We start from the raw sequence: 25306 nt of genomic DNA on the forward strand, positions 1-25306 counted from the left end.
TAAAGTGAGATATCTCTGCTTTTAATTAAATTTTTGTACTTTTCTTTTGTGCTTTTTGTTATAATCTTCAATAACATCCGTTGTTTTTTTATTTTTTCTGGACCGTCTTTTACCTTCTTCTTTAGCTGATGCGCCATTATCAATATTTTCGTTTTTTTGTATTTTATCTTTATGAAAGTCAAGGCGGTAGGATGCTCCAAAATTCACACTAAAAACCGACGGGGTGTCTTTAGTGTTTAGTGTAACAGCTGTATCTAATTGAAAATCTTTCCCCCATAAATAAGCACCACCAAACCTAAAAAGATTATCAGCATAAAAATCGCTTTTTATGCCTTGAGTTTCGCCAAAAATAACCCATTTAGGACTAAACGAATGGGTAAGGGTTAATATATATGAAAAATCAGATTGATCGGTTCCAATTCTATCTTTAATTAAGTTAATGACAAACACCCAACCACTATTAAAATTATTTTGTGAAATAAGCATTACTTTCGGACTAATACCTTCAACGCCAGGAGCTGTGTAAGGATTATTTTTTGTATCATAGTTAACTCCTATATAAGCTGAAACAGCGGGTATTAAAGAACTCCATTTAAACTGATGATTTGCTTTCCAGCTATACAAATTAGGTTTATCATTTTCAGAATTTTTATAAGGGTCAAAAATTAAATATTTCGCACCTATTGTTAAGTTTTTAAAGTTTGATCGGTTTTCATCAAAAGGGACCGTTGAAAAATAAGTTTTTGTATCATTTTGGTAGGTGCCTTCAATATTAAGTTCTAATTGCTCAAGTAAAAAGCCATAACGTGCAGCAAAATCGATACCATAACCCGAAGTTTCCGTTTGTAGAGCAGGAGTTCGTTTTTCTTTAATAAAATAAGGGCCAACTTCAAATTGGGCTACTTTTGTGCCTACAGAAAAAGCACTACGAGATACGCCTGGTCTATTTGAATTTATAACATCTGTATATTGACTATACATTTGGGTAGATACTAAAACAAACAGAATTAAAATAGTAGATTTGATAAGCTTCATAATTAAGGTTTTAGATTTTGATATAAATATAAAATCGTAAGGATATTCATTAATTTACGAGTTAAAGGGTTCCCAAATATAGAGATTTTATAGTTTTTTTATCATTTTTGACTGCTTTTTCAATACATAGAATTGTATTTTTGCTAAAAAATATTTTTATGTTGCAATATGCATCCGCTACAGGGTTGGTTAGAACCATACTAATTATATTGGTTATTTATTTTGGAATAAAAATTTTAGCTAGATTGTTTTCGCCATTTCTTATAAAGTTTGTAGCTAAAAAGGCAGAAGAACGTTTTGGTGGTCAATTTGGTTCTCAACAACGACAAGAACCTCCTAAAAAGGAAGGTGAAGTAACTATTGATAAAATGCCTAATACAAAATCTTCAAATAAAAATGTAGGAGACTATATTGATTACGAAGAAATTGATTAATTTTCGCTATCATTGTTTTTTAACATAAATTCATGCAATTTTCAATTAAAAAAGTACTACCACACCAGCTGGTCATTGTAGGTTTTATTATCCTGTCTTTAGCGTATTTCAGTCCTGTTTTAAAAGGCAAACAACTCTTTCAGAGTGATATCATGCAATATATAGGCATGAGTAAAAAACAAAATGATTTTAGAGCAGATACCGGTAAAGAAACCTATTGGACAGATAGTGCTTTTGCAGGAATGCCTACGTATCAATTGGGCGCAAAATACCCTCATAATTATATTAAATCGTTAGATTTATCATTGCGGTTTTTACCACGCCCAGCAGATTATTTATTTCTGTATCTTTTAAGTTTTTACGTATTACTATTAGTTTTAAAAGTAGACTTTAAATTGGCTGCCTTAGGCGCCATTGCGTTTGGGTTTTCAACTTATTTAATTATTATTCTAGGAGTTGGTCATAATAGTAAAGCACACGCTATTGCTTACATGCCATTAGTTTTAAGTGGTATTTTATTAGTCTTTCAACGAAAATATATAATTGGATTTTTACTGACTACTATTGCGTTGGGGTTAGAGCTTGTTGCCAATCATTTTCAAATGACCTATTATTTGTTATTTCTGGTTGTTATTTTAGGAATCGTGTATGCTATTGATGCTTATAAAAATAATGATTTACCTCATTATTTTAAATCTATAGGTATCTTAATTCCGGCGGCACTTTTGGCTATTGCCTTAAATGCAACCAATATATTAGCTACTCAACAATATGTTAAAGAAAGTACACGTGGCAAAAGCGAATTAACTATTAATCCTGACGGAACACCCAAAGAAGTAACTTCTGGGTTGGATAAAGATTATATTACACAGTTTAGTTATGGGTTGTGGGAAACATTCAATTTATACATTCCGCGCTTTATGGGTGGTGGTAATGGAGAAGATGTTGGTAAAGACTCAAAAACATACACTGCCTTTCGAAAACTAGGAGCCTCACCAGCACAAGCGCTTCAGGAATCAAAGCGTGCGCCTATGTATTGGGGAAATCAGCCTATTGTAGAAGCACCGGCTTATGTTGGGGCTGTTATCTTATTTTTATTTGTATTTGGCTTATTCTTAGTAAAAGGCAGACGTAAATGGTGGTTGGTTGCAGGAACCATAGTATCACTATTATTATCTTATGGCAAGAATTTAGAATTCCTAACTAACTTTTTTATTGATATTGTACCGCTTTACAACAAGTTTAGAGCCGTAACATCTATTCAAGTTATCTTAGAATTGTGTATTCCTGTATTGGCTATTTTAGGGCTTTCGAAACTTTTCAAAGATTCTGAAACAGTTCAAGAAAAACAAGATGCCTTAAAGTATTCTTTGGTAATCACTGGAGGTTTGGCAATACTGTTTTTAGTGTTTAAATCCTCTTTTGATTTCGCAGGGATTAATGATGGCTATTATCGTCAAAACTACGGTCAGGACTTTATTAATGCTATAAAAGAAGACCGTAAAAGTATCTTTGTTAGTGATACGATACGAACATTGATTTTAGTATTACTATCCGCTGGAACTATACTCTTGTTTTTAAAACATAAAATAAAACAGACCTGGGTTATTATTGGTTTTGGTGTTCTAATTTTGTTCGATTTAGTTGGAGTTGATAAGCGTTATGTAAATGATGATGATTTCGTCTCGGCTATTCAAGTTAATAAACCGTTTCAAGAAAATGCCGCAGATAAAGCAATTTTAAAAGACACGACCTATTATCGGGTTTTCGACCTCGTATCCGGGCCCGCAAAACCATCTTATTTTCATAATTCATTAAATGGATACAATGCTGCTGAATTAAAACGCTATAGTGAACTGTTTGATTTTTACGTAGAAAAAAATAAATTGAATGTCCTAAATATGCTGAATACGAAGTATATTATTGCAAAAGATAAAGATGGACAAATTTTCCCATATACCAATGACGAAGCTAATGGGAATGCTTGGTTTATTTCTCAATTACATAGTGTTCAGTCTGCCAACGAAGAAATTTTGGCATTAGATAGCTTAAATACAAAAACAACAGCGGTTATCAATAAAGATTGGATGGATAAAGAAAACTATAAGACAACATATAGTGTTGATTCAACTGCTACAATCAAACTTTTAGATCATAAACCTAATTATTTAAAGTATCAATCTAACAATAGTAATAAGGGATTTGCTGTCTTTTCTGAGATTTATTACCCTCATGGTTGGCAATCTTTTATTGATGGTCGAGCAGTCAGCCATAGTGAAGTGAATTATGTGTTACGAGGTATGGAGGTTCCTGCTGGAGAGCATATTATTGAGTTTAAGTTTGATCCTCAAGTGGTTAAAACGGGTAGTACTATAGCGCTTGCTAGTTCTATTTTGGTTGGTTTGTTAGTTATTTTAGGAATTGCGTTTGGTATACGAAAAAAAACAAATGACAGTGCATAAAAAAGCGCTCATAATAACCTATTACTGGCCACCTGCGGGTGGGCCTGGTGTACAACGCTGGTTAAAATTTGTAAAGTATCTTCCTGAATTTAATATTGATCCCGTTGTATTTATTCCCGAAAACCCCAATTACCCGATTATTGATGAGACATTACTAAATGAAGTTCCACTTGATGTTACCATAATAAAGCGACCTATATTAGAGCCTTATAAACTTGCGAGTCTGTTTTCAAAAAAGAAATCGAAAACAATTAGTAAGGGCATTATTACAGATGTCAAAAAGCAAAGTTTACTAGAAAAAATAATGCTTTTTATTAGAGGTAATTTTTTTATTCCTGATGCTCGTGTCGGTTGGGTAAAACCTTCTGTGAATTTTTTATTGGATTATATTAAAAACGAACAGATTGAAACCATTATCACTACAGGGCCACCGCACAGTTTACATTTAATAGGAAAGCAACTCAAAGAGCAACTAGGAGTGAAGTGGATAGCTGATTTTAGGGATCCATGGACACAAATAGGTTATCATAAGCAATTAAAACTGACCAAATCTTCTGAATTGAAGCATAAAACATTAGAGAGAGAAGTCTTAAATAGTTCAGATCAAATTATAGTTACAAGCTTTACAACCAAAAAAGAGTTTCAGCTTTTAACGAAGCAACCTATAGAGGTTATCACTAATGGATATGATGTAGAGTCTTTAAATTCTGTAACCTTAGATTCTAAATTCTCTATAGCACATATAGGCTCCTTATTATCTAAAAGAAATCCTAGAGTATTATGGCGTGTTCTTAGTGATTTAGTTAATGAATACAACGATTTTTCAAACGATTTTCAGCTTAATTTTATAGGATTATTAAGTAAGGATGTGTTGAAATCTATTCAAATACATAATTTAAGTAAGTATTGTAATGAGATAGGATATGTATCACACAAAGAAGCTCTTATGTTTCAAAAAAAATCACAAGTATTACTATTAATTGAAATCAATTCTGAAGAAACAAACTGTATTATCCCAGGAAAGTTATTTGAATATATGGTCTCTAACAGACCTATTATTGCATTAGGCCCCAAGGCATCTGATGTAGAAACAATAATTAAAGAAACCAATACAGGTAATTACTTTTATTATGATGATTACCAATCGCTAAAAACAGTGATACTAAAACATTATAAGGACTTTCAAGCTAAAAATCTGCAATCGCATCCTATTGGATTACAAAAGTATAGCCGTAAATCGTTAACAAAACAATTAGCTGATTTAATATAGTAGCTATTAAGTCATTTTTTTGTGAGTTCAATTGTTAAATACTGCTATCTTTACATATAAACATTTTCTTTTTTAATTAGTATTTTAGCGTAGAAATTTTAAGTACATAATGGGGCTAGTTATTTCTCAATCTATTAAAAACACACTTACTACATATTTAGGTTTTGGTATAGGCGCTATTAATGTTTTGTTTTTATTCACCAATTTTATAAGTGACACGTATTTTGGACTGATTACTTTTATGCTTTCTACAGCCAATATCATGATGCCATTAATGGCTTTTGGCACCAATAATACCATTATTAAGTTTTATTCTATATTTAAAACAAGGCAGTCGCAAAACAGTTTTTTAACGCTGATGCTTTTTTTGCCTTTGGCAGTTATAATTCCTGTAGGTTTCATTGGTCATGTGGCTTTTGATACGATTAGCACTTGGTTGGCTCAAAAAAATCCAATTATCAAAGATTATGTGTGGCTTATTTATTTTTCTGCCATAACGTTTGCATATTTTGAAGTGTTTTATGCGTGGAGTCGTGTTCAATTTCAAAGTGTTTTGGGTAATTTTATGAAGGAAGTGTTTCATAGATTATGCACAACAATTTTGTTATTTGCACTTTATTTTGAATTTATAAATGTTGAAGAATTAATTTATGGAATTGTTGGCATTTACTTTTTACGAATGCTTATCATGGCTATTTATGCCTTTAGCTTAAGACAACCTATTATAAAATTTAAAAAATTTAAAAGCTTAGTTAAGGTTTTAAAATATACTTCATTGATTATTGTTGCAGGTTCTGTAGCTAACTTGATTCTTGAAATTGATAAGTTTATGCTAGGTTATTATGTGGATATAGAAAAGGTAGCTTATTACGGTGTAGCTATTTACATAGCGAGTGTTATTGGAGTGCCTTTGCGGTCGTTACATCAAATTATAAGTCCGGTAACGGCTAAACTTTTAAATGAAAGAAATAAAGTAGAGTTAAAGTCCCTCTACCAAAAAAGCTCTTTAAATCTATTTATTATTAGTGGATTTATATTTTTACTAATTATCTTAAATATTAATGAGTTATACCTATTGATTCCTGAGAAGTTTAGTGGAGGCTTATTAATTGTTATTTTAATAGGAGTGGCTAAAGTAGGAGATAATTTATTAGGAAATAATAATGCGATTCTCTTTAATAGCGATTATTATAGAATGGTCTTACTGTTAGGTGTTTTTTTAGTAATTATAACGGTTGTTTTAAATATGATTTTCATTCCTTTATTTGGTATCAATGGGTCGGCTATGGCAACTTTTATAGCCATATTAATTTATAATATTGCTAAAATACTGTTTGTAAAATACGCTTTTAATATGATGCCTTTTACTATTGCAACACTAAAAACGTTTAGCCTGATTGTAGTTTGCGTTGTGATATTTTATTTTTGGGAATTTCCGTTTCATCCTATTATAAACATCAGTTTAAAATCTATACTTGTTTGTGTTTTCTATGGATATATGGTTTATGCTTTTAAATTTTCAGATGATATATCTTTAATTATTAATAAGCTATTAAAACGCTCTTAAAACCAAAAGAAAACCCTACGAAGTCGCTTTGAGGCAAACTTATCGCAGGGCTTTCCAACTAACCAACCAAAATTGTTATGACCGTCTTCTTGTAGGTGTCGATCTTGTATTGTTATTACTAGAAGTGCTTCTACTTTTTGTAGCTTTACTTTGAGTAGGGCGTGAGTTTGATTGTTTTACAACTCGTTGTCTACTTTCAGTATTTCTATGTACTTGTTGTGTGTTTCTAGTAGTATTTACTTTATTATAGGTACGTGTATTTGTTGTTTTTGGTTTTTGTAAGACCGTATTATTTCGTTGTCTTATAACCTCACTATTTCTTACTGTTGTATTAGGTTTATAGGTTCTTTTAACGGTTTCTTTAGTATTTCTATTGTTATTTATTTGAGAATTAGTTCTAACAGGACTTGTATTATTGCGTCTTATTACCGTATTATTAGATGTATTATTGCTTCTTGTTATACGTTTGTTATTTTCTACATGCGCATAATCCCTTCTAGTATTTGTGTTTGTTCTTAATTGAGAGTCATTTCTTCTCGTATAGTTATTACTTCTGTTAATTGTAGCATAACTTCTGTGTCTTTCTACTGTATTTCCTCGTCTAGTAGCCACAGCGGTTGATCGTCTGTAATTATTGTAATAGGGTCTTGAATAGTTGTAACGAACAGGTTTGTAATACTGTCTGTAAGGTCTATTGTATACTACACAATAGTTTCTAGGTGGAATTCTATAATAATTATGCCAAGGTCTGTATACATAATGTCTGTTATAAATGTTTATATAGCCTGTGCAATATGAAAATACATTGTAGCGATTATAGTGAACATACAAACCACCAACACGAGATACATAACCGTAGTTGTTATAATTAATATTTACATTTCCTGCTTGACTGATGCGTCCATAATAATCATAATAAATAGGCACATTTTCTATTTGAATGATAGCACCAAACTCATCGTATTGTATGTAAGGATTGTAATCATATCCAGAGTTAAAGCTGAAGTTTATATTTGGAGTTCCAATAGCTACATTAACATTAGATCTGTTTCCTAAAATATTAAAATCGAATTGTCCATCACGGAATACAGAAAACTCAATGCCACCTTCTACAAATATGAAAGAATTACCATATCCATTAATATAGGTAGATGTATTAACATTCTCAGTAGTATTTATTGTTGTTGCTGAAGCTGTTAATCCTGTAAAGATTAAACCTGCTAATATTAGTAATTTTTTCATAACTGTAAGTTTTAATTGTTCTACGCTTAGTTAATTACAAACAGCGTGCCAAAAAACAACAGAGCTATTTAAGTAGTTGATAATCAATTAAAAATAAAAGTTTATAACTTTTTTAATAACTCATAACGATTATATATTTTTTGAAGGAAAAAACTACTAAATTCTTGTAGCAGTTGATATAAGTTATTAAAATATACTCATATCATTAAAGTTAGCTGTAAATATGAAAGAGAATTATTCTTACTATATAATTGATAATGTTTGGAAAGCAACCGGACAAGAGGTAAATACTGATACAAGAATAATAAAAGTTCCTGATTATTATCCCATTCGAGAAGGAGAAGGACCATATAAATCAATTAGAAACCTAAGGAGAAGTTCGATGATTTTTAAAAAGGTCGTTTTAAAGGGTTCTAAACACGTTCAAAAAGTTTTGAATAATATTTCAACAATTGAAAAATACATTTTAACTCCTGCAGGTAAAACATATAAAGAGGATTTCATAAATGTTTACTTGCATGCTACAACAGGTAAAGTGAAAAATAGAAAAGTTACTGGGTTACATTATTATGATCCAAATAAAATTAGAATTATAGAAGAGGAAGATTATGATAAAAATACAGGTGTTTTTAAAGCAAAAATTGAATTTTACGATAAAAACACAAATAGATGGATTCCAAAAAAAACGTCTTCTACCTTTTTTCCGAAAACTTGGATTCCTACGACATTATTCAATGAATGTGATTTTGCCAATTCCAATAAAGTTAAAAATGAAGAAACTGATTACGTTTATTTTTCCAAAACATTATCTGGAATACCAGTTAAAATTATTATCATAGAAGGAAAGTTAATTTCGATTTATCCGATAATTCAAGGTAACCACGTCAGTAGCCAAAAAATAAATCAGCCAACATGAGTTAGTATAGACTGTTTTAAAACACAAAAAATCCCAAAACACCAACTAAGGCATTTTGGGATTTAACTAACTAATAAAAAAAGATTATCGTTTATTCTTTTTAACTTTTTTTACTTTACCATTTTTATTGTAATAGAAATACGTATCGTCATAATCATTATCATAAAACGTATCATTATTTAAAGCATAGTAATTATTAAAGGTTCTATTTAAAGAATTAACATAGCCTTTAGTCGTTACAATTTGCCCCCAATGGTTATAGTTTACTCGTAATCCGCCAACTTTAGCAACTATTTTATTTCCTCGGCTATAATCAATATCCACGGAACCTATTTGAGTTACATCTCCCATACGGTCATAATAAATAGGACTGTTGCCAACTCGGGTAATCTTTCCAAATCTATCTTTAACAATCACTGGCGCATTTGAACGCACAGAGGTATATCTTACTTGTACGCCTCTTGTTGCATAACCTGCATTGATAGTTGTTCTTCTTGTATTTGAGTTATTGTAATAAGTGTTGTGTAATACATCAAAGTCAAAACTTCCGTCAGGAAAAATTGAGAATTCTACACCGCGTTCCACAAATACAATAGGTTGCGCATAGCGATAATATTTAGTAGGATTCACATGGTTATCTTTTGGCTCAGGGTGTTGCTCTGTTGCTGATGTTGCTGTTATACTTAATAACAAGCTTGTCATAAAAAGTAAAAGTGTTTTCATAATCATCAAATTTTATATGATGCCTACTCTTTAAGCTTTTCGGCTTCCGCTATATTGTATTTATTTACAGTAATCATTACTACATAAATTGTTCATAAGTATGAAAGGACTTAATTATTTCTTCATAAAACAAAATGGCCTTAGCTAAGTTATTGGTGTCAGAGTAGGGCAGGATTATTTTCTGAAATTCAATAGTGTTATCTAAATAGTTCTCTGTGTTTTCGTGAAGCTTTTCAAGTGCCTTTACATTCTCTTTGCTTTCTGGTATACCTACTGAGGACATTGTTACGTTAGGTTTTGTGCCAAAGGCTATGTATGGTAATGTATTAGTAAGAGTCGTCATTCTTTCTAAATACAATTCTAATAACTCCCCTTTTTGCATTTTTTCTAGGTCTTCAGTACTATGATATTTTTTGATAGCAACGTTTTTGTTCATAATGCTTTTAGGGTCGTCCTTTCTTTGAGAAAAGCTAAACGCAGTAACTAAAAGAAAGCAAATGCTAAGTAAAGTAATTTTTATATTCATGATTTTTGGGTTTATCTTTTTTCGCCTACTCTTTAGCTTTTCGGCTTCCGCTATTGCTTTAGAGTTTTCAATTTGCGTGCCAAAAATTTAAAATATTAATAATCAATTAGTTATACTGTATTGGTTTATGCATTCTTTTTCATATTTTTATAATCAAAGCTATTATTTGTATGAAACACGACTACACTACTTGTAAAAATTGTGAAAAGGATTATGATAAAGAGTTTCAGTTTTGCCCGCACTGTGGACAAAAAGCAAATGATGAGCTTACGCTTGGTGTGCTGTTTTATAACACCATAAGCAACTATTTTTCGTTTGATGCGCGTTTTTTTAAAAGCTATATCCCTTTAATGTTTAAACCAGGCTATTTGCCTAAACGATTTATAGAAGGTAAACGCTTATTATATTTGCATCCGGCACAAATGTATCTGTTTATTTCAGTGGTGTTCTTTTTTTTATTTTCATTTATTGCGAGAGAGAGTACTCAAGAGTTTGATAAAGCGCTTAAAAATGGTTTTGATAAGGTTAAAGTAGCTAAGGATTCTATTCAATCAAATCTGACGTTAGACTCTATCCAAACAGAAAAGATATTAAAGCCTTTAAAAGAAAATAATATTGTAACTGGAGTAGATGGGTATAAAGATTTAGATTCTATATTAAAAAATAATCAAGATAAACCTATAGTAAATGCTAATTTTGATTTTAATGAACAGAAAATAGATTCTTTAATAGCCATTGGTGCCCCAGACGCAGAAATTTATAAAGCAATGGGATTAAATGATGATGCAGGAGCTTTTAAGCGTAAATTATTTTCTCAAGTTCTTAAATTTTATAAACAAAAAAACGGAGGTTCTATTTTACAGGCGTTTTACGATAGTATACCGATAGCCATGTTTATTTTGTTGCCAATTTTCGCATTACTCCTAAAATTATTTTACTATAATAAAGGACGATTTTCGCACCATTTAGTGTTTACGTTTTATTTTTTCTCGTTTTTGTTTATGGTATTTAGCATTTTAATTCTAGCTAATTTTATCTTTAAATTATCAGCTGGAACCATTGTTTTAATCATGCTTTCCACCTTTTTCTATCTATTGTTTGCAGTCAAACGTTTTTATGGACAAGGCTATTTCTTAAGTTTTATTAAAAGTAGCGTTATTTCATTTTTGTTTTTAAGTTTTGTAACGCCTTTAGCTGCTTTAATTATTGGGCTTACAGCCTTTTTATTCTATTAGAATAGATAGAAATGATAGTTCGTTCTGCTATAGTTTATCTTTTAGATACTTGGTGGTAGCAGAAGCATTATTGTTAATAATCTCTTCTGGCGTGCCCGCTGCGACTATATAACCACCGTTTTCACCACCTTCTGGACCTAAATCAATTATATGATCTGCACATTTTATAAGCTCTAAGTTGTGTTCAACCACAATAATGGAATGCCCTTTTTCAATCAAGGCATTAAACGATTTTAATAACTTTAAAATATCGTGAAAATGCAGACCTGTAGTGGGTTCATCAAAGATAAAAAGTGCCTTTTCTTTACTATTGCCTTTTCCTAAAAATGAGGCTAGCTTAATCCGTTGTGCTTCTCCACCAGACAGGGTAGAGGAGCTTTGTCCTAAGGTTACATAGCCTAGTCCAACATCTTGTAACGGTTGTAATTTGTTTTTGATTTTTGATTGCTTATTGGTTTCAAAGAATGTGATGGCATCATCAATAGTCATATTTAAAATGTCATCAATATTTTTGCCTGCAAACGTCACTTCAAGGACTTCCTTTTTAAAGCGTTTTCCTTTACACGTTTCACATTCTAAATGCACATCGGCCATAAACTGCATTTCAATGGTTACTTCACCTTCGCCTTTGCAAGTCTCACAGCGTCCGCCATCTACGTTAAAAGAAAAATGTTTGGCTTGGTAGCCTCTAATAGAACTCAGTTTTTGATTTGAATATAAGGCTCTGATATCGTCATACGCTTTGATGTAGGTTACGGGATTTGAACGCGATGACCTTCCAATGGGGTTTTGGTCTACAAACTCAATATGATTAACATTACTAAAATTACCTTCTAAGGCAGTGAATTGACCCGGTTTATCTGAAAAATCAGTTATTTTTTTTTGTAATGCCGGATAGAGGATTTTTTTAACTAGCGTGCTTTTTCCACTACCAGAAACTCCTGTAACTACGGTAAGCATTCCCAGTGGAAAACATACGTCAACATTTTTTAAGTTGTTTTCACGAGCTCCAATAATGTCTACATGGTATTTAGAATTTCTTCGTGTTTTTGGAACTGAAATTTCTAATTCTCCATTTAAATATTTAGCTGTTAATGAATCTGATTCTAAAATATCAGCGTAGGTTCCGTTAGCAACAACATGGCCGCCAAAAGTTCCTGCTTCAGGGCCAATATCGATAATTTGATCAGCCGCTTTCATGATATCTTCATCATGTTCAACAACAATGACGGTATTTCCTAAATCACGTAGCTGTTTTAAAACCAAAATGAGACGTTCTGTATCTTTAGGATGCAGGCCAATACTAGGTTCATCTAAAATATACATAGATCCCACTAGACTACTCCCTAGTGAGGTTGCTAGATTGATACGCTGACTTTCACCACCAGATAAAGTGTTTGACTTTCTGTTTAGGGTTAAATAATCAAGTCCTACATTAGATAAAAATAATAATCGGTTATTGATTTCCTTTAGAAGTCTTTCAGCGATTTGCGTATCGTAATCATTCAGTTCTAAGTTTTTGAAAAAATTAGATAATTTATTTAAAGGCATCTCTACTAAATCCGTAATGGTTGCACCACTAATTTTGACAAAGTTGGCTTCCGGACGTAACCGCTTTCCATTACAGGCTTTACACTTTGTTTTTCCGCGATAACGAGACAACATAACTCTATTCTGGATTTTATAGGCTTTAGCCTCTAGCTCAGCAAAAAACGAGTTTAATCCTTCAAAATATTGGTTTCCATTCCAAATAAGATCTTTTTGTTCTTTACTTAGTTCAAAATAAGGTTTATGGATGGGAAAATTAAATTTATGCGAATTATTAACCAATTGATCTTTATACCAACTCATGCTTTCACCACGCCAGGGAAAAATAGCATTTTCGTAGACTGATAAGCCAGTGTTTGGAATAACTAAATCCTCGTCTATACCAATAATATCACCATAACCTTCGCATTTTGGGCAGGCTCCGTACGGATTATTAAAACTGAATAAATGTACATTCGGTTCTAAAAACGAGATCCCATCAAGTTCAAACTTATTGCTAAAATGTCTATTAGTATGATTGCTTAAGATTTCAATAATACATTCGCCTTTTCCTTCAAAAAAAGCAGTTTGCACAGCATCAGCCAATCTATTTTGAAAATCTTCTTCGTCTTTAATGATAATTCTATCAACGACTAAAAAAATATCTTTTACTGATTCTTTAATATCTGTAGCTTCATCAATTCTTAGAACGTTATCTTTTACTTTTATTCGCGCATAGCCTTGTTGTTGCAAAACTTTTAGTTTGTCTTGCAATTCACGACCAGATTCTAAATGAATAGGGGCGAGGAGCAATAATCGTTCGCCTTCAGCAAATTCTTTTAGATAGTTCAGCACATCAGAAACCGTATCTTTTTTCACTTCAGCACCAGAAATAGGTGATATAGTTTTGCCTATTCTAGCAAATAACAATTTTAAATAATCATAAATTTCTGTAGATGTTCCAACAGTTGAACGTGGATTCGTAGAGTTTACTTTTTGTTCAATAGCAATGGCCGGCGCAATACCCTTTATATAATCTACTTTTGGTTTGTTTAATCGACCTAAAAATTGTCGTGCATAACTCGATAAGCTTTCAACGTAGCGTCGTTGCCCTTCAGCATATAAGGTGTCGAATGCTAAACTTGACTTGCCCGAACCAGATAATCCCGTAATGACTACTAATTTATTTCTTGGAATAACGACATCAATGTTTTTTAAGTTGTGCAATTTGGCACCTTTAATGATGATATTTTGCTTTGGATTTACGTCTAAAAGGTTTGTAGTCATGGGTTTTATAAGGACTTATCATGCAAAGATACTATAAGTATTTAATCTATGTAAAAATAATTGTTTCCTAACTTTTGAGATTCTTGTTATGTATTTGAACGATAAAACATTACGGTAAAACAGGATTTAAAGCACTTATAAATCAAAAAAAGACCATAATTTTTGTTTTTTAGGAATGATTGTTGTTATATTTGAATGATAATCATCAATTAAACTATTGCCTATAGCAGAACATTACTTTTAAACATGTAACCCCAAGCAAAGAAGAACTCTTCGATGCATTAAAAGTAATTATTATGCAACACGAAATTATACCAGATGCTGCTTTAGTGACAAACTATATCACTGGAGATGAGAGCGCATTAGAAATTCTTATAACGAGACACAAACAGAAAATTTATAGTTTTATCTATTCAAAAGTATACGATAGAGATATTACTGAAGATATTTTTCAAGATACGTTTATTAAAGTCATACGAACACTTAAAAGAGGCGCTTACAATGAAGAAGGTAAGTTTTTACCATGGGTTATGCGAATCTCACATAATTTAGTTATAGACCATTTTAGAAAGAATAGCAGAATGCCAAAATTTGATAATACTGGTGAATTCAGTATTTTTTCTGTGCTGAGCGATAGTTCACTTAATGCAGAAAAACAGATTATAAAAGATCAAGTAGAATCAGACGTAAGACGCTTGGTTGATGAACTACCAGAAGACCAAAAGGAAGTGTTATTAATGCGTATATATAACGATATGAGCTTTAAGGAAATCTCAGATAAAACGGGTGTTAGTATTAATACTGCATTAGGAAGAATGCGTTATGCGCTCATTAATTTGAGAAAAATAATAGATAAACACAATATTGTTTTAACTAATTAAACAATATTTCAAGTTTTGCTGCGTTACTATTTTAATTCATTTAAAAATACTATACATGGCAAAACTTTACACTCACAATTCTATTAAAAAATTAAATGATCTAAAACCGAAGGAAGAAACGGTTAATTTTCTTCTAAATTATTCTAAGGCTTTAAGTGTTATTAATTGTAATAAAATGACGTTTGAAACTGTTTTAAACTAATCTAAACGACGTTTTAATAAAGCAAAAGTCCTGAAAACCAAAGTTTCAGGGCTTTTTTGTTTTATAGTAATTATCAATCACCGATTTTCTGCCAATTGTTTTGGTAATAATATCTTTATCCAAATCCCAACCTCTGGCAGGAGAGTATTGTCTTCCGTACCATATTATTTGTAAATGCAAATCGTTCCAGAGCTCTTTAGGAAATAAACGTTTGGCATCTTTTTCGGTTTGAACCACATTTTTTCCACTACTTAAATTCCACCGATACATCAATCTGTGAATATGTGTATCAACAGGAAATGCAGGCACTCCAAAAGCTTGAGACATGACGACACTCGCTGTTTTATGACCAACAGCAGGAAGTTCCTCTAAATCCACAAAATTTTGAGGTACTAAACCATTATGCTTTTCAATCAGAATTTTTGATAAGCCATAGATACCTTTACTTTTCATAGGTGATAACCCAACTGGTTTTATGATATCTCTGATTTCTTCTACAGACAATTTAACCATATCATAAGGATTGTCCGCTTTTTTGAATAGTATTGGCGTAATTTGATTGACCCTAACATCGGTGCTTTGAGCTGATAATAAGACGGCTATCAAAAGAGTGAATGGATCTTTGTGTTCTAAAGGAATAGGGATTTCTGGATATAATTCTTGTAGTGTTGAAATAACGAATTCTACATTTTCTATTTTGGACATTTATTGTAATTTAGCAGTAACAAAGTTAAAAAATATGACCACATTACAAGTAGGGGATAAAGCACCCAATTTTAAAGCATTAGACGAGCAAGGAAACACGATTTCATTAGCTGATTATAAAGGAAAAAAGTTAGTTGTTTTCTTTTATCCAAAGGCTAGTACGCCTGGTTGTACAGCAGAAGCTTGTAATTTAAGTGATAATTACAAAACATTACAAGACCAGGGTTACAACATTTTAGGAGTTAGTGCCGATAGCCAAAAGCGTCAAGAAAATTTTAAAAACAAGTATAAGTTTCCGTTTCCATTATTAGCAGATGAAGATAAAACGGTTATTAATGCTTTTGGTGTTTGGGGACCTAAAAAGTTTATGGGTAAAGAATATGATGGCATTCATAGAACCACCTTTATTATAGACGAACAAGGTATTATTTCAAAAATAATTGAAAAGGTAAAAACGAAAGACCACGCAAGCCAAATACTAGAAGACTAATTCTATTTTAATTTACGTCTTCTAGAATATCCAAATAAACGTTGATCTTTAATTATTTCAGCAACTCCTTCAGGAAGCATGTCTTCCCATCCGTCTTGACCATCTTGAATCATTTGAAGTACTTCTCTTGATAAGATATCCATGATTTCTGGATTAAAATCTTTGATATCGAGCATTTTACCATTGTATTTAAAGAATTTGTATAATTCTTTCATACGAGGATGCACTTTTAAATTTTCACTGGTATAAAATTCTCCGGTATCATGATTTTTTAAAGGATATAAATATACTTTTAAATCTTTATAGAATAATTTACCAAAAGCTTCTAGAATACCACCACTTAAATTGCGATAGTACTTTTCATCAAAAATTTGAATTAGGTTATAAACGCCCATGGCGAGTGCCATTCTTGCTTTTGTAAACTGTGCAAAAAACTCAACTAACCTATAGTATTCCTGGAAATTAGTAATCATAACTGTTTGTCCAAGAGAACATAATAATTCTGCTCTATCTAAAAAGTCACGTTCGTTAATTTTTCCTTCTGCTCTCAAATTAGTCAACGTAATTTCAAAAATTATCTTGACATTTTTTTTATTAACTGTTTTCTCACTAAGAAATAATTCTACTGCCTTTTCATAAATATCCATATTTACTTTAGTCACTGGTCTAAAACTTCCCCGAAGTGCTAAAATATTTTTCTTATATAATTCTTGAGCAGGTAACAGGTTCATACCGTCAGGACCAAACATAACGGCTTCAGTCATCTCATTCTTAAGCAGTTGTAAACTCATTAAGCGATTGTCGACATACATAAATCTGCAGCCAGCAAAATTGATCATATCAATTTCTATCTGATCTTTTTCAATATTGTCATACAAAGATTTTACAATCTCTTTTGGATCATCGTGCATATAAAAAGCTCCAAAAATCAGATTTACCCCAAGGATTCCTAATGTTTCTTGTTGTAACTGGGCATTCGTTTGCTTAAACCGCACGTGAATAACAATATCGTTATAATCTTCAAGCGGATCTAACTGAAATTTAATACCTACCCAACCATGGCCTTTAAATTTCTTCGAAAAATCAATGGTAGCAACGGTATTCGCAAAAGAGAAGAATAGTTTATCGGGATGCTTATCTCTTGAAATTCTATCTTCAACCAACCGAACTTCATGATTTAACATTTTACGTAAACGAGACTCGCTTACATAACGGTTATCATTTTCAACACCATAAATAGCATCACTAAAATCTTTATCGTAGGCAGACATGGCTTTGGCAATGGTACCTGAACTACCGCCAGCTCTAAAGAAATTACGAACCGTTTCTTGGCCTGCACCGATTTCAGCAAAGGTTCCGTAAATATTTTCATTAAGATTTATCTGTAAGGATTTCTGTTTAATGGTAGGAATCTTACTTATTTCTTTATCTCCTTTTAACTTTAAAGTCATTTTCTTTTTTTTGAGTTACAAAAATAGAAAAAAAAGAAGGATTAATACATAAAGAAAGCCATTTCAAAATTTGAAATGGCTTTACTAAAAAATTTATGGATTTAATGATTTACATCCCTTTTAATTCTGAAATTAATGATTGAATCACTGATTTCGCATCACCAAATAACATGGATGTTTTTTGATTATAGAATAATTCGTTTTCAATACCGGCATATCCAGGATTCATACTACGTTTGTTGATAATGATATTTTTAGCGTTTTCAACATCTAAAATCGGCATACCGTAAATGGGACTTGATGGGTTGTTGTGAGCAGCAGGATTAACAACATCATTGGCTCCAACCACAAAAACAATATCCGTATTTTTAAATTCAGGGTTAACGTCTTCCATTTCAACCAACTTATCATAGTCAACATTCGTTTCTGCTAATAACACATTCATATGCCCTGGCATCCGACCAGCAACTGGATGAATGGCGTATTTAACTTCTATATCCTTACTAGCCAATAATTGTTCTAACTCATGAATGGCATGCTGCGCTTGAGCTACTGCCAAACCATATCCGGGTACAATGATGATTCTTTGAGAATAATTCATCATAATAGCAGCATCACTAACGGTTGTTTTTTTAATAGATCCTTTCATAGTTTCTGAAGCCCCTAAGGTGGCTTCATCACCGCTACTACTACCAAAACTTCCGAAAATAACATTAACTAGCGATCTATTCATGGCATCACACATGGCAAACGTAAGAATAGTTCCTGCAGAGCCTACTAAAATACCACCCGTTAACATCACCATATTTCCATAAAGAAAACCTCCTAAAGCGGCTGCTAAACCAGTAAATGAGTTTAATAATGAAATGACGACTGGCATATCTGCACCTCCAATAGGAAATACAAATAAAACACCATATGCTAAGGCTGCAAAAAACAAAATATATAATAGGACTTGGCTTTCTGTGCCTGACCATGTAATAAATACGGCAAACACGATTAAACCAATAATAATCAGATTATTGATAAGATTGTATTTGGGTAAACGAATAGGTTTTTTAAGTGTTCCATTCAATTTTGCCCAAGCAATCATACTTCCTGAAAAGGAAATACTCCCAATAATAATTCCTGCTACAATAGTCGCAACAGATAAGGCTTCGCCTGTATAATGTTCAAATTCAATCAATCCAATTAAAGCGGCACTGGCACCTCCCATGCCATTAAATAGCGATACTAACTCTGGCATTTTGGTCATTGCAACTTTTTTGGCGATCATCCAACCTATAATGGTCCCGATAACGATTGCGGTTCCAATTAAAACATATATGAATGTAGGAACTTGACCTTGGTATAAGAAAATGGTTCCTAAAATGGCTAAAGTCATACCAGCTGCAGCAATAAGATTTCCTTTTCTTGCTGTTTCTGGTTTACCAAGCATCTTTAAACCCAAAATATAGGTCATAGATGCAATTAAATAGATAAATTCGAGACTAAATATATACTCCATTATTTTTTCTTTTTAAACATTTCTAACATGCGATCGGTAACGACAAAACCACCAACCACGTTAAGGGTTCCTAATAAAACAGCCACAAAGCCTAAGGCTTGACCTAAGTAATTTTCAGGATTTACGCCTAGCAATACTAAAATAGCCCCAATGATTACGACGCCATGAATGGCATTAGCTCCAGACATTAATGGGGTATGCAGTACGGCTGGCACATGGCCAATAATTTCAACACCAACAAATATCATCAATACGACGATATAGATCATTTGCATGTTGTTACTTATAAAATCTATTAATTCATTCATATGTTATACTGTTTTACCGTTTTGTCTTATCTCTCCGTTGTAAATAATCAACGTTTCATCTGTGATTTGTTCTTCTAAATCCCATTTAAATTGATTGCCATCGGTAAGATGCACCAAGTAATTAAACGTATTTTTTGCGTATAAATCGCTCGCATTGGTAGATACGCTTTCAGGCGCTATGGTTGTACCAATAATTTTAACACCATGCTTAATAACTGTTTTGTTCATGATGCTCGGTTCGCAATTCCCACCTTGAGCCGCTGCTAAATCAATAATTACCGCTCCATTTTGCATTTGTTTAACTTGTTCTTCAGTAATTAAAATTGGAGATCGTCTTCCAGGAATCATGGCGGTTGTAATTACTAAATCTGCTTTAAACAACGATTTATCTACGGCTTCTTTTTGACGTTTGGCATAATCTTCGGAAGCTTCTTTAGCATAACCACCTTCAGATTCTTCGCCTGTATTATCCACCATAATAAATTTAGCACCTAAGGATTCTGCTTGTTCTTTCGTTTCGGTTCTAATATCTGTTGCCTCTACAATAGCGCCTAGTCGTTTAGCCGTTGCAATAGCTTGTAAACCAGCAACACCAACGCCATAGACTAAAACTCTTGCAGGAGAAATAGTTCCTGCGGCCGTCATCATTAGGGGGAATATTTTAGTCATTTCATAAGCCCCTTTAATAACCGCTTTGTAGCCAGCTAAATTATTTTGAGAACTCAACACATCCATATCTTGCGCTCTTGAAATTCGGGGCATCGCATCCATTGAAAATGCTGTAGCACCTCGTTTTGCAATAATTTTCATATCCTCGGGATGTGATTTATGAAATAACTGCGCAATGATGATTTGTCCTTTTTTTAATTCTTCTAATTCATTATTATCAAAAGGATTAATTTTAATTAAGACATCTGCATTTTTAATAAGATCTTCTTTCGTTCTTAAGCTTGCACCAGCTTTACTATAGTCAGAGTTTTTGTAAGACGAATTAGCACCTGCGTCTTCTTGAACTCTCACATCAAATCCTCTTTCTATAAGTTGTTGGGCAATTTTAGGAGTAATGGCAACTCTATTATCTCCTTTTTGGGTTTCTTTTAAAACACCTATTATCATTTGGGAAACGTTTTAAATTATATCGTTTCAAAATTAACATTTTAGAGACGTTTAATATGTGATAATTATCATGTTTTACTTTAAAAAAATAGTTAGCTTTTTAAAAAAAACTAAGTGATGTCTTGGGTTTCAATAATAAATTATAAATTTAAACTCAATTAATGTAAAACGCATGACTATTACTTTTCTTGGCACAGGAACTTCTCAAGGCATCCCCATTATAGGCAGTACACATCCTGTTTGTTTAAGCAAAGATTTTAAAGACAAGCGGTTACGCGTTTCTGTATTAGTTGAATGGGATGACTATACCTATGTTATTGATTGTGGCCCTGATTTTAGACAACAAATGTTAAGAGCCCAATGTAGTAAAATTGATGGTATTATTTTTACGCACGAACATTCCGATCATGTTGCAGGATTAGATGATGTGAGACCTTTTTATTTTCGTCAGGGCGATATTGATATTTATGCGCATGAACGCGTCATAACCTCTTTAACAAAACGATTTGATTATATTTTTGAAACAAAAAATAAATACCCAGGCGTTCCCACACTTTCTATTAATACTATTGAGAATAAACCCTTTAATCTGAAAAATTTAACGGTCATTCCTATAAACGGAATGCACCATAAACTACAAGTTTTCGGATTTCGCTTTAAAGATTTTGCTTATTTAACGGATATGAAGACGGTTGAAGATTCAGAAATTGAAAAAATTAAAAACGTGAAGGTTTTAGTTATTAATGCGTTACGTATTGAACCCCATCTTTCTCACTTTAATTTAGAAGAGGCTTTGCAGTTTATCGACAAAGTAAACCCTCAAACAGCCTATTTAACACATATTAGCCACCTCTTAGGATTCCATGAGGACGCAGAAAACACCTTGCCCGAAGGCGTTTTTCTAGCCTATGACACTTTACAAATCACGATTTAATACCCAACAACCATGAAACAGCGTATTTTTATTTATCTATTCATATTTTCAGTTCTTATCATTTTATTTCAATACGTTAATTCTAAGCGGTTATTTGAAGTCCAAAACAAGCAATTAGAAACGTATAAGGTAAAATTAGAGACTTATAAAGACTCTATAACCACCTTACAAGATGATATTTTAAACCTTTCACATTTTAATCTGGACAAGAATGAAGATGCTATATCCTACTTTGAAACTAAGGGCTATAACATCAGTGAATTAATTCCCTATATCAAAGACGAACTCTATAAAACGAACGAGGTTAAGGGCGAACATCCTTTAATTCCTTACGCAGCGAGTGACGGACGGAAAATGATGATTAATACGGTGAAATTATTAAACCATAAATGGATTATAGCAGATTTCTCAGATGGAGTTTTTTGGGGTGAGCTATTTTTAACTTATGAACTAACCAATACTAACGACGTCACATTTAAGGTTGTAGAATCCTTTTTGTATCCAACCAATTAGTTCTCGACTGCGCTCGAACGGACATATTAGTTGTTAAATAATAATTAGGGTAAAAAGCTATATACTTACCTCTGCTAGTCCATTTTATAGGCAACTCCTTTTTGTTTTTTGGTTTCACCAACATAGGAGTATTCATAGGTGTATGAGGAATCTGTAGTAGTTAAAATCTTTAAGTGAATATCTTTTTGTTCAGCCATATTTTTTGGGTGAATGGTTTTAAAAACCATTTCACAATCGTTTATCCAACGTACGGTAGACGAATCTGTCTTTCCATCATAGTATTCAACCTGGGTAGTATCCGTTCTAGTAAATGTAGATTTATATAACACCCCTTTAATAGAAACCTCACTATAAAATTTTCCGGTTTTAAAATTTTTACAAGTACGTTGGGTTTGATAACAACTTAAAACTATTAATAACAAGAATAGGATAGGTAGCTTTTGCATGACACAGATTTTTCCACAAAACTACTAAAGAAAGCTGTTAATTTTGATAATTTTCGAAACTTCCGTCCGAATAAAAAATAACAATACGCTCAATTACTTTATCTGTTTTAGATTCCGATTTTTTGGTTTCAGTAGTTACGACAGGAGTTGGAGGCAACTCTAATGTTGTTTGTATTGATTTTTCGGGAGCAGGAAAGCTACCCTTGCCATTTAATAGCCAATACAATTCAACTTCAGGAAAGGAGGACAGGATTTTTAAAACAAATTCTAAACTGGGTTTATTTCTACCAGATAAGATATGTGAAATACTTGAGCGTTGCACACCAATTTTTTCTGCAAACGAAGAGGCGGATTCACCGTAGTAATCGATCACTAATTGGAGTCTTTTAGCAAATTCATCTGTGTTTACCATTGTAAACAATATTCAAATGGTTAATATTTTACAAATGTAACTAATTTAAATGATTCTATTAAAAATAATATACTTATTATACTTAATTTAATGAATTGTTACTTTAATTTAACTACAATGAATAACTGACAAACAGCAGTTTATTAAATATAATTTAATAAATGATTTTATGTGTTTACTGTTCTAAAATACCCCCTATTAAAACACGTTATTTTGTATAATAATGTAAACTTCAAACGCCTTTTATATTGTTTACAAATGTAAAAATACAATTGTTTACATTTGTATCTTAATTATTTTTATGACTATTGATATTTTACAAACTTTGTTTAAACGACATAAAGAAAGCAGTCTTTATCATCGCTATATTACGAATACACATATCACTCCTTTACTAGCCTCTTTAGACGACCAATTTATAGTTGAGACTATCGGGCATTCAGTTCAGAATAAACCAATTTGCGCTGTTAGGGTTGGTTCTGGAGACCAAAGAATCCTTATGTGGTCACAAATGCACGGTAATGAGTCTACAACTACCAAAGCGATTTTTGATCTCTTAAACACTCTTAAAGAGGGTAAGAATGAGACATCACGTCTATTGAACGCTTGTACTTTATACATCATCCCCATTTTAAATCCAGACGGAGCCGAAGCATATACAAGAGTTAATGCTAATGCTGTCGATTTAAATAGGGACGCCCAAGCACTTACGCAACCAGAAAGTATCATTTTAAAAGAGGCTTTTGATAGGTTTAAACCTCATTTTTGTTATAATTTGCATGGTCAGCGTACTATTTTTAGTGCTGGCAGCACCAATAATCCTGCTACGGTTTCGTTTTTAGCACCCGCACAGGATGAGGCCTGTACCGTAACAGATAATCGCAAAGTAGCTATGGAAGTTATTGGGGTTATGAATACCCTGCTTCAAAACGTCATTCCTAATCAAGTAGGCGTGTATGACGATTCTTTTAATATGAACTGTGTTGGCGACACTTTTCAGAGTCAAAACATACCAACCATTCTTTTTGAAGCGGGACATTATCCAAATGACTATCCAAGAGAGCAAACCCGCAAGTTTATTTATTTATCTTTGATGGAATCCTTAGATTATATTTCTAATAATCATATAACCGGTAATCTTTACAAGACTTATTACAACATCCCAGAAAATCAAAAAAGGTTTTTTGACATTATTATCAGAAACGCCCATGTCTATTCTGAAAATGATAATTCTTGTGTTGATATCGGTATTTTATATCAAGAAATACTTAGAGAAGGTGTTATAGAATTTCTTCCAAAAGTTGAAAAAATTGCTGTTTTAGATGGTTTTTTTGGTCACCATGAAATTTCTGCAAATGGCAATACGGTAAAAAAAGAAGATGGCTCGGAGTTAGAAACCGGTCACGAAAACGTTTTCGTGATGATAAATACTAAGAAAATCTCATTATTATTGAAATAAAGTGCAATAAATATGTGTATTTATCATCAAAAATGTCTTAATTTTGCTTATTATTTAAAAATAATGAAAACATGGCAAAAATTAAATTAGACGAAATCGACCATCAAATTCTTGATATGTTAATCGATAATACAAGAATTCCTTTTACCGATATTGCAAAAAAATTATTAATATCTGCAGGGACTGTTCATGTTAGAGTCAAAAAAATGGAAGAGGCAGGTATTATTAAAGGCTCTTCGTTAACCTTAGACTATAAAAAACTAGGATATTCGTTTATTGCCTATGTTGGCTTATATTTAAATAATACCTCTCAAACTAAATTTGTTTTAGAGCGCATTAACGATATTCCTTTTGTAACAGTAGCCCATATAACTACGGGTAAGTTTAACATATTTTGCAAAATACGAGCAAAAAGTACCGAGCATGCAAAAGAAGTTATTTTTAAGCTAGATGAAATTGAAGGTGTTTACAGAACTGAAACCATGATTTCTCTTGAAGAAAGCATAAATGATAAAAAACGTTTGATGCATTCTATCTTTAATGATATGTAATTTAAAAATTACAAACAAGTAAAATATTAGAAAGCCCTTTAATTAAGGGCTTTTTTTATGCGCTTTTATTTTTTTACCGATAAAAGTAATTATTAGACGATTCAAAG

The 25306-nt window shown here is 32.2% G+C and carries 24 protein-coding genes; 12 read left to right on the top strand and 12 right to left on the bottom strand.

Annotated features, from left to right (window positions below; all coding sequences use genetic code 11):
• Positions 1 to 21 precede the first annotated feature (21 nt).
• On the bottom strand, positions 22 to 1035 hold the full coding sequence (locus G5V56_RS14455; RefSeq protein WP_166966295.1) for a transporter: 1014 nt from the start codon (positions 1033 to 1035) through the stop codon (positions 22 to 24).
• 158 nt (positions 1036 to 1193) lie between these two features.
• On the opposite strand from G5V56_RS14455, the gene G5V56_RS14460 reads away from it, so the two are divergent.
• From G5V56_RS14460 to G5V56_RS14475, 4 genes are all read left to right on the top strand, one after another.
• The gene (locus G5V56_RS14460; RefSeq protein WP_166966299.1) at positions 1194 to 1469 is read left to right on the top strand and encodes a DUF4834 family protein; all 276 of its coding nucleotides are present in this window, start codon (positions 1194 to 1196) and stop codon (positions 1467 to 1469) included.
• Between the two features lie 32 nt (positions 1470 to 1501).
• The gene (locus G5V56_RS14465; RefSeq protein ID WP_166966302.1) at positions 1502 to 3931 is read left to right on the top strand and encodes a YfhO family protein; all 2430 of its coding nucleotides are present in this window, start codon (positions 1502 to 1504) and stop codon (positions 3929 to 3931) included.
• Positions 3918 to 5201, top strand: coding sequence for a glycosyltransferase family 4 protein (locus G5V56_RS14470; protein WP_166966305.1), 1284 nt, complete (start codon positions 3918 to 3920; stop codon positions 5199 to 5201). The genes G5V56_RS14465 and G5V56_RS14470 overlap by 14 nt, the downstream gene beginning before the upstream one ends.
• 109 nt (positions 5202 to 5310) lie before the next feature.
• On the top strand, positions 5311 to 6768 hold the full coding sequence (locus G5V56_RS14475) for a lipopolysaccharide biosynthesis protein (RefSeq protein WP_166966308.1): 1458 nt from the start codon (positions 5311 to 5313) through the stop codon (positions 6766 to 6768).
• Positions 6769 to 6843: 75 nt separating this feature from the next.
• Here G5V56_RS14475 and G5V56_RS14480 read toward each other — a convergent pair whose 3' ends face one another.
• Positions 6844 to 8010, bottom strand: a complete 1167-nt coding sequence (locus tag G5V56_RS14480; protein WP_166966311.1) for a hypothetical protein — start codon at positions 8008 to 8010, stop codon at positions 6844 to 6846.
• Between the two features lie 223 nt (positions 8011 to 8233).
• On the opposite strand from G5V56_RS14480, the gene G5V56_RS14485 reads away from it, so the two are divergent.
• Complete coding sequence (locus G5V56_RS14485) at positions 8234 to 8926, top strand: EndoU domain-containing protein (RefSeq protein ID WP_166966313.1); 693 nt, start codon at positions 8234 to 8236, stop codon at positions 8924 to 8926.
• An 84-nt stretch (positions 8927 to 9010) separates the two neighbouring features.
• On the opposite strand, the gene G5V56_RS14490 is transcribed toward G5V56_RS14485, so the two are convergent.
• Both G5V56_RS14490 and G5V56_RS14495 read right to left on the bottom strand, forming a co-directional pair.
• The gene (locus G5V56_RS14490; protein ID WP_166966315.1) at positions 9011 to 9649 is read right to left on the bottom strand and encodes a hypothetical protein; all 639 of its coding nucleotides are present in this window, start codon (positions 9647 to 9649) and stop codon (positions 9011 to 9013) included.
• A gap of 79 nt (positions 9650 to 9728) precedes the next feature.
• Entirely contained in the window at positions 9729 to 10175 is a 447-nt protein-coding gene (locus tag G5V56_RS14495) for a hypothetical protein (protein WP_166966317.1), read from the bottom strand.
• A gap of 170 nt (positions 10176 to 10345) precedes the next feature.
• Between G5V56_RS14495 and G5V56_RS14500 the strand changes: the two genes are divergently transcribed.
• Positions 10346 to 11410: a DUF3667 domain-containing protein gene (locus G5V56_RS14500; protein ID WP_166966319.1), complete on the top strand. Its 1065-nt coding sequence runs from the start codon at positions 10346 to 10348 to the stop codon at positions 11408 to 11410.
• A 27-nt stretch (positions 11411 to 11437) separates the two neighbouring features.
• Here G5V56_RS14500 and uvrA read toward each other — a convergent pair whose 3' ends face one another.
• Entirely contained in the window at positions 11438 to 14224 is a 2787-nt protein-coding gene (gene uvrA / locus G5V56_RS14505) for an excinuclease ABC subunit UvrA (RefSeq protein WP_166966321.1), read from the bottom strand.
• A 296-nt stretch (positions 14225 to 14520) separates the two neighbouring features.
• Between uvrA and G5V56_RS14510 the strand changes: the two genes are divergently transcribed.
• Positions 14521 to 15105 carry an RNA polymerase sigma factor gene (locus G5V56_RS14510; protein WP_166966323.1) on the top strand — a complete coding sequence of 195 codons (585 nt, stop codon included), beginning with the start codon at positions 14521 to 14523 and terminating at the stop codon, positions 15103 to 15105.
• A 247-nt stretch (positions 15106 to 15352) separates the two neighbouring features.
• Here the strand turns inward: G5V56_RS14510 and G5V56_RS14515 are convergent, their stop codons facing one another.
• Positions 15353 to 16012: an endonuclease III domain-containing protein gene (locus tag G5V56_RS14515; protein ID WP_166966325.1), complete on the bottom strand. Its 660-nt coding sequence runs from the start codon at positions 16010 to 16012 to the stop codon at positions 15353 to 15355.
• A gap of 34 nt (positions 16013 to 16046) precedes the next feature.
• Here G5V56_RS14515 and bcp point away from each other — a divergent pair, with 34 nt between their 5' ends.
• The gene (gene bcp, locus G5V56_RS14520) at positions 16047 to 16502 is read left to right on the top strand and encodes a thioredoxin-dependent thiol peroxidase (RefSeq protein WP_166966327.1); all 456 of its coding nucleotides are present in this window, start codon (positions 16047 to 16049) and stop codon (positions 16500 to 16502) included.
• Positions 16503 to 16504: 2 nt separating this feature from the next.
• Here the strand turns inward: bcp and G5V56_RS14525 are convergent, their stop codons facing one another.
• The 4 genes from G5V56_RS14525 to G5V56_RS14540 form a co-directional block, all read right to left on the bottom strand.
• Positions 16505 to 17953, bottom strand: a complete 1449-nt coding sequence (locus tag G5V56_RS14525; RefSeq protein WP_166966329.1) for a TonB-dependent receptor — start codon at positions 17951 to 17953, stop codon at positions 16505 to 16507.
• Positions 17954 to 18062: 109 nt separating this feature from the next.
• On the bottom strand, positions 18063 to 19460 hold the full coding sequence (locus G5V56_RS14530) for an NAD(P)(+) transhydrogenase (Re/Si-specific) subunit beta (protein WP_166966331.1): 1398 nt from the start codon (positions 19458 to 19460) through the stop codon (positions 18063 to 18065).
• Positions 19460 to 19768 carry an NAD(P) transhydrogenase subunit alpha gene (locus tag G5V56_RS14535; protein WP_166966333.1) on the bottom strand — a complete coding sequence of 103 codons (309 nt, stop codon included), beginning with the start codon at positions 19766 to 19768 and terminating at the stop codon, positions 19460 to 19462. Before G5V56_RS14535 ends, G5V56_RS14530 begins: the two co-directional genes overlap by 1 nt.
• A gap of 3 nt (positions 19769 to 19771) precedes the next feature.
• Positions 19772 to 20884, bottom strand: a complete 1113-nt coding sequence (locus tag G5V56_RS14540) for a Re/Si-specific NAD(P)(+) transhydrogenase subunit alpha (RefSeq protein WP_166966336.1) — start codon at positions 20882 to 20884, stop codon at positions 19772 to 19774.
• A 172-nt stretch (positions 20885 to 21056) separates the two neighbouring features.
• On the opposite strand from G5V56_RS14540, the gene G5V56_RS14545 reads away from it, so the two are divergent.
• Positions 21057 to 21818: an MBL fold metallo-hydrolase gene (locus G5V56_RS14545; protein WP_166966339.1), complete on the top strand. Its 762-nt coding sequence runs from the start codon at positions 21057 to 21059 to the stop codon at positions 21816 to 21818.
• Positions 21819 to 21830: 12 nt separating this feature from the next.
• Positions 21831 to 22331, top strand: a complete 501-nt coding sequence (locus G5V56_RS14550; protein WP_166966342.1) for a hydrolase — start codon at positions 21831 to 21833, stop codon at positions 22329 to 22331.
• Between the two features lie 74 nt (positions 22332 to 22405).
• Here the strand turns inward: G5V56_RS14550 and G5V56_RS14555 are convergent, their stop codons facing one another.
• Positions 22406 to 22777: a DNA topoisomerase IV gene (locus G5V56_RS14555; protein WP_166966345.1), complete on the bottom strand. Its 372-nt coding sequence runs from the start codon at positions 22775 to 22777 to the stop codon at positions 22406 to 22408.
• Positions 22778 to 22814: 37 nt separating this feature from the next.
• Positions 22815 to 23189 carry a helix-turn-helix domain-containing protein gene (locus tag G5V56_RS14560; RefSeq protein WP_166966353.1) on the bottom strand — a complete coding sequence of 125 codons (375 nt, stop codon included), beginning with the start codon at positions 23187 to 23189 and terminating at the stop codon, positions 22815 to 22817.
• A gap of 301 nt (positions 23190 to 23490) precedes the next feature.
• On the opposite strand from G5V56_RS14560, the gene G5V56_RS14565 reads away from it, so the two are divergent.
• Both G5V56_RS14565 and G5V56_RS14570 read left to right on the top strand, forming a co-directional pair.
• Positions 23491 to 24648, top strand: a complete 1158-nt coding sequence (locus tag G5V56_RS14565) for a M14 family metallopeptidase (RefSeq protein WP_166966356.1) — start codon at positions 23491 to 23493, stop codon at positions 24646 to 24648.
• 71 nt (positions 24649 to 24719) lie between these two features.
• Complete coding sequence (locus G5V56_RS14570) at positions 24720 to 25199, top strand: Lrp/AsnC family transcriptional regulator (protein ID WP_166966359.1); 480 nt, start codon at positions 24720 to 24722, stop codon at positions 25197 to 25199.
• The last annotated feature ends 107 nt before the right edge of the window (positions 25200 to 25306 follow it).

The organism is Yeosuana marina (assembly GCF_011762485.1).
Classification (GTDB): domain Bacteria; phylum Bacteroidota; class Bacteroidia; order Flavobacteriales; family Flavobacteriaceae; genus Yeosuana; species Yeosuana marina.

What these genes read in the sequence shown, in the direction of transcription:
- G5V56_RS14455 (WP_166966295.1), bottom strand. Translation starts at nt 1,035, where the DNA reads ATGAAGCTTATCAAATCTACTATTTTAATTCTGTTTGTTTTAGTATCT.
- G5V56_RS14560 (WP_166966353.1), bottom strand. Translation starts at nt 23,189, where the DNA reads ATGGTAAACACAGATGAATTTGCTAAAAGACTCCAATTAGTGATCGAT.
- uvrA (WP_166966321.1), bottom strand. Translation starts at nt 14,224, where the DNA reads ATGACTACAAACCTTTTAGACGTAAATCCAAAGCAAAATATCATCATT.
- G5V56_RS14465 (WP_166966302.1), top strand. Translation starts at nt 1,502, where the DNA reads ATGCAATTTTCAATTAAAAAAGTACTACCACACCAGCTGGTCATTGTA.
- G5V56_RS14480 (WP_166966311.1), bottom strand. Translation starts at nt 8,010, where the DNA reads ATGAAAAAATTACTAATATTAGCAGGTTTAATCTTTACAGGATTAACA.
- G5V56_RS14545 (WP_166966339.1), top strand. Translation starts at nt 21,057, where the DNA reads ATGACTATTACTTTTCTTGGCACAGGAACTTCTCAAGGCATCCCCATT.
- bcp (WP_166966327.1), top strand. Translation starts at nt 16,047, where the DNA reads ATGACCACATTACAAGTAGGGGATAAAGCACCCAATTTTAAAGCATTA.
- G5V56_RS14525 (WP_166966329.1), bottom strand. Translation starts at nt 17,953, where the DNA reads ATGACTTTAAAGTTAAAAGGAGATAAAGAAATAAGTAAGATTCCTACC.
- G5V56_RS14555 (WP_166966345.1), bottom strand. Translation starts at nt 22,777, where the DNA reads ATGCAAAAGCTACCTATCCTATTCTTGTTATTAATAGTTTTAAGTTGT.
- G5V56_RS14510 (WP_166966323.1), top strand. Translation starts at nt 14,521, where the DNA reads ATGCAACACGAAATTATACCAGATGCTGCTTTAGTGACAAACTATATC.
- G5V56_RS14485 (WP_166966313.1), top strand. Translation starts at nt 8,234, where the DNA reads ATGAAAGAGAATTATTCTTACTATATAATTGATAATGTTTGGAAAGCA.
- G5V56_RS14500 (WP_166966319.1), top strand. Translation starts at nt 10,346, where the DNA reads ATGAAACACGACTACACTACTTGTAAAAATTGTGAAAAGGATTATGAT.
- G5V56_RS14530 (WP_166966331.1), bottom strand. Translation starts at nt 19,460, where the DNA reads ATGGAGTATATATTTAGTCTCGAATTTATCTATTTAATTGCATCTATG.
- G5V56_RS14535 (WP_166966333.1), bottom strand. Translation starts at nt 19,768, where the DNA reads ATGAATGAATTAATAGATTTTATAAGTAACAACATGCAAATGATCTAT.
- G5V56_RS14570 (WP_166966359.1), top strand. Translation starts at nt 24,720, where the DNA reads ATGGCAAAAATTAAATTAGACGAAATCGACCATCAAATTCTTGATATG.
- G5V56_RS14460 (WP_166966299.1), top strand. Translation starts at nt 1,194, where the DNA reads ATGTTGCAATATGCATCCGCTACAGGGTTGGTTAGAACCATACTAATT.
- G5V56_RS14495 (WP_166966317.1), bottom strand. Translation starts at nt 10,175, where the DNA reads ATGAATATAAAAATTACTTTACTTAGCATTTGCTTTCTTTTAGTTACT.
- G5V56_RS14540 (WP_166966336.1), bottom strand. Translation starts at nt 20,884, where the DNA reads ATGATAATAGGTGTTTTAAAAGAAACCCAAAAAGGAGATAATAGAGTT.
- G5V56_RS14565 (WP_166966356.1), top strand. Translation starts at nt 23,491, where the DNA reads ATGACTATTGATATTTTACAAACTTTGTTTAAACGACATAAAGAAAGC.
- G5V56_RS14550 (WP_166966342.1), top strand. Translation starts at nt 21,831, where the DNA reads ATGAAACAGCGTATTTTTATTTATCTATTCATATTTTCAGTTCTTATC.
- G5V56_RS14515 (WP_166966325.1), bottom strand. Translation starts at nt 16,012, where the DNA reads ATGTCCAAAATAGAAAATGTAGAATTCGTTATTTCAACACTACAAGAA.
- G5V56_RS14475 (WP_166966308.1), top strand. Translation starts at nt 5,311, where the DNA reads ATGGGGCTAGTTATTTCTCAATCTATTAAAAACACACTTACTACATAT.
- G5V56_RS14470 (WP_166966305.1), top strand. Translation starts at nt 3,918, where the DNA reads ATGACAGTGCATAAAAAAGCGCTCATAATAACCTATTACTGGCCACCT.
- G5V56_RS14490 (WP_166966315.1), bottom strand. Translation starts at nt 9,649, where the DNA reads ATGAAAACACTTTTACTTTTTATGACAAGCTTGTTATTAAGTATAACA.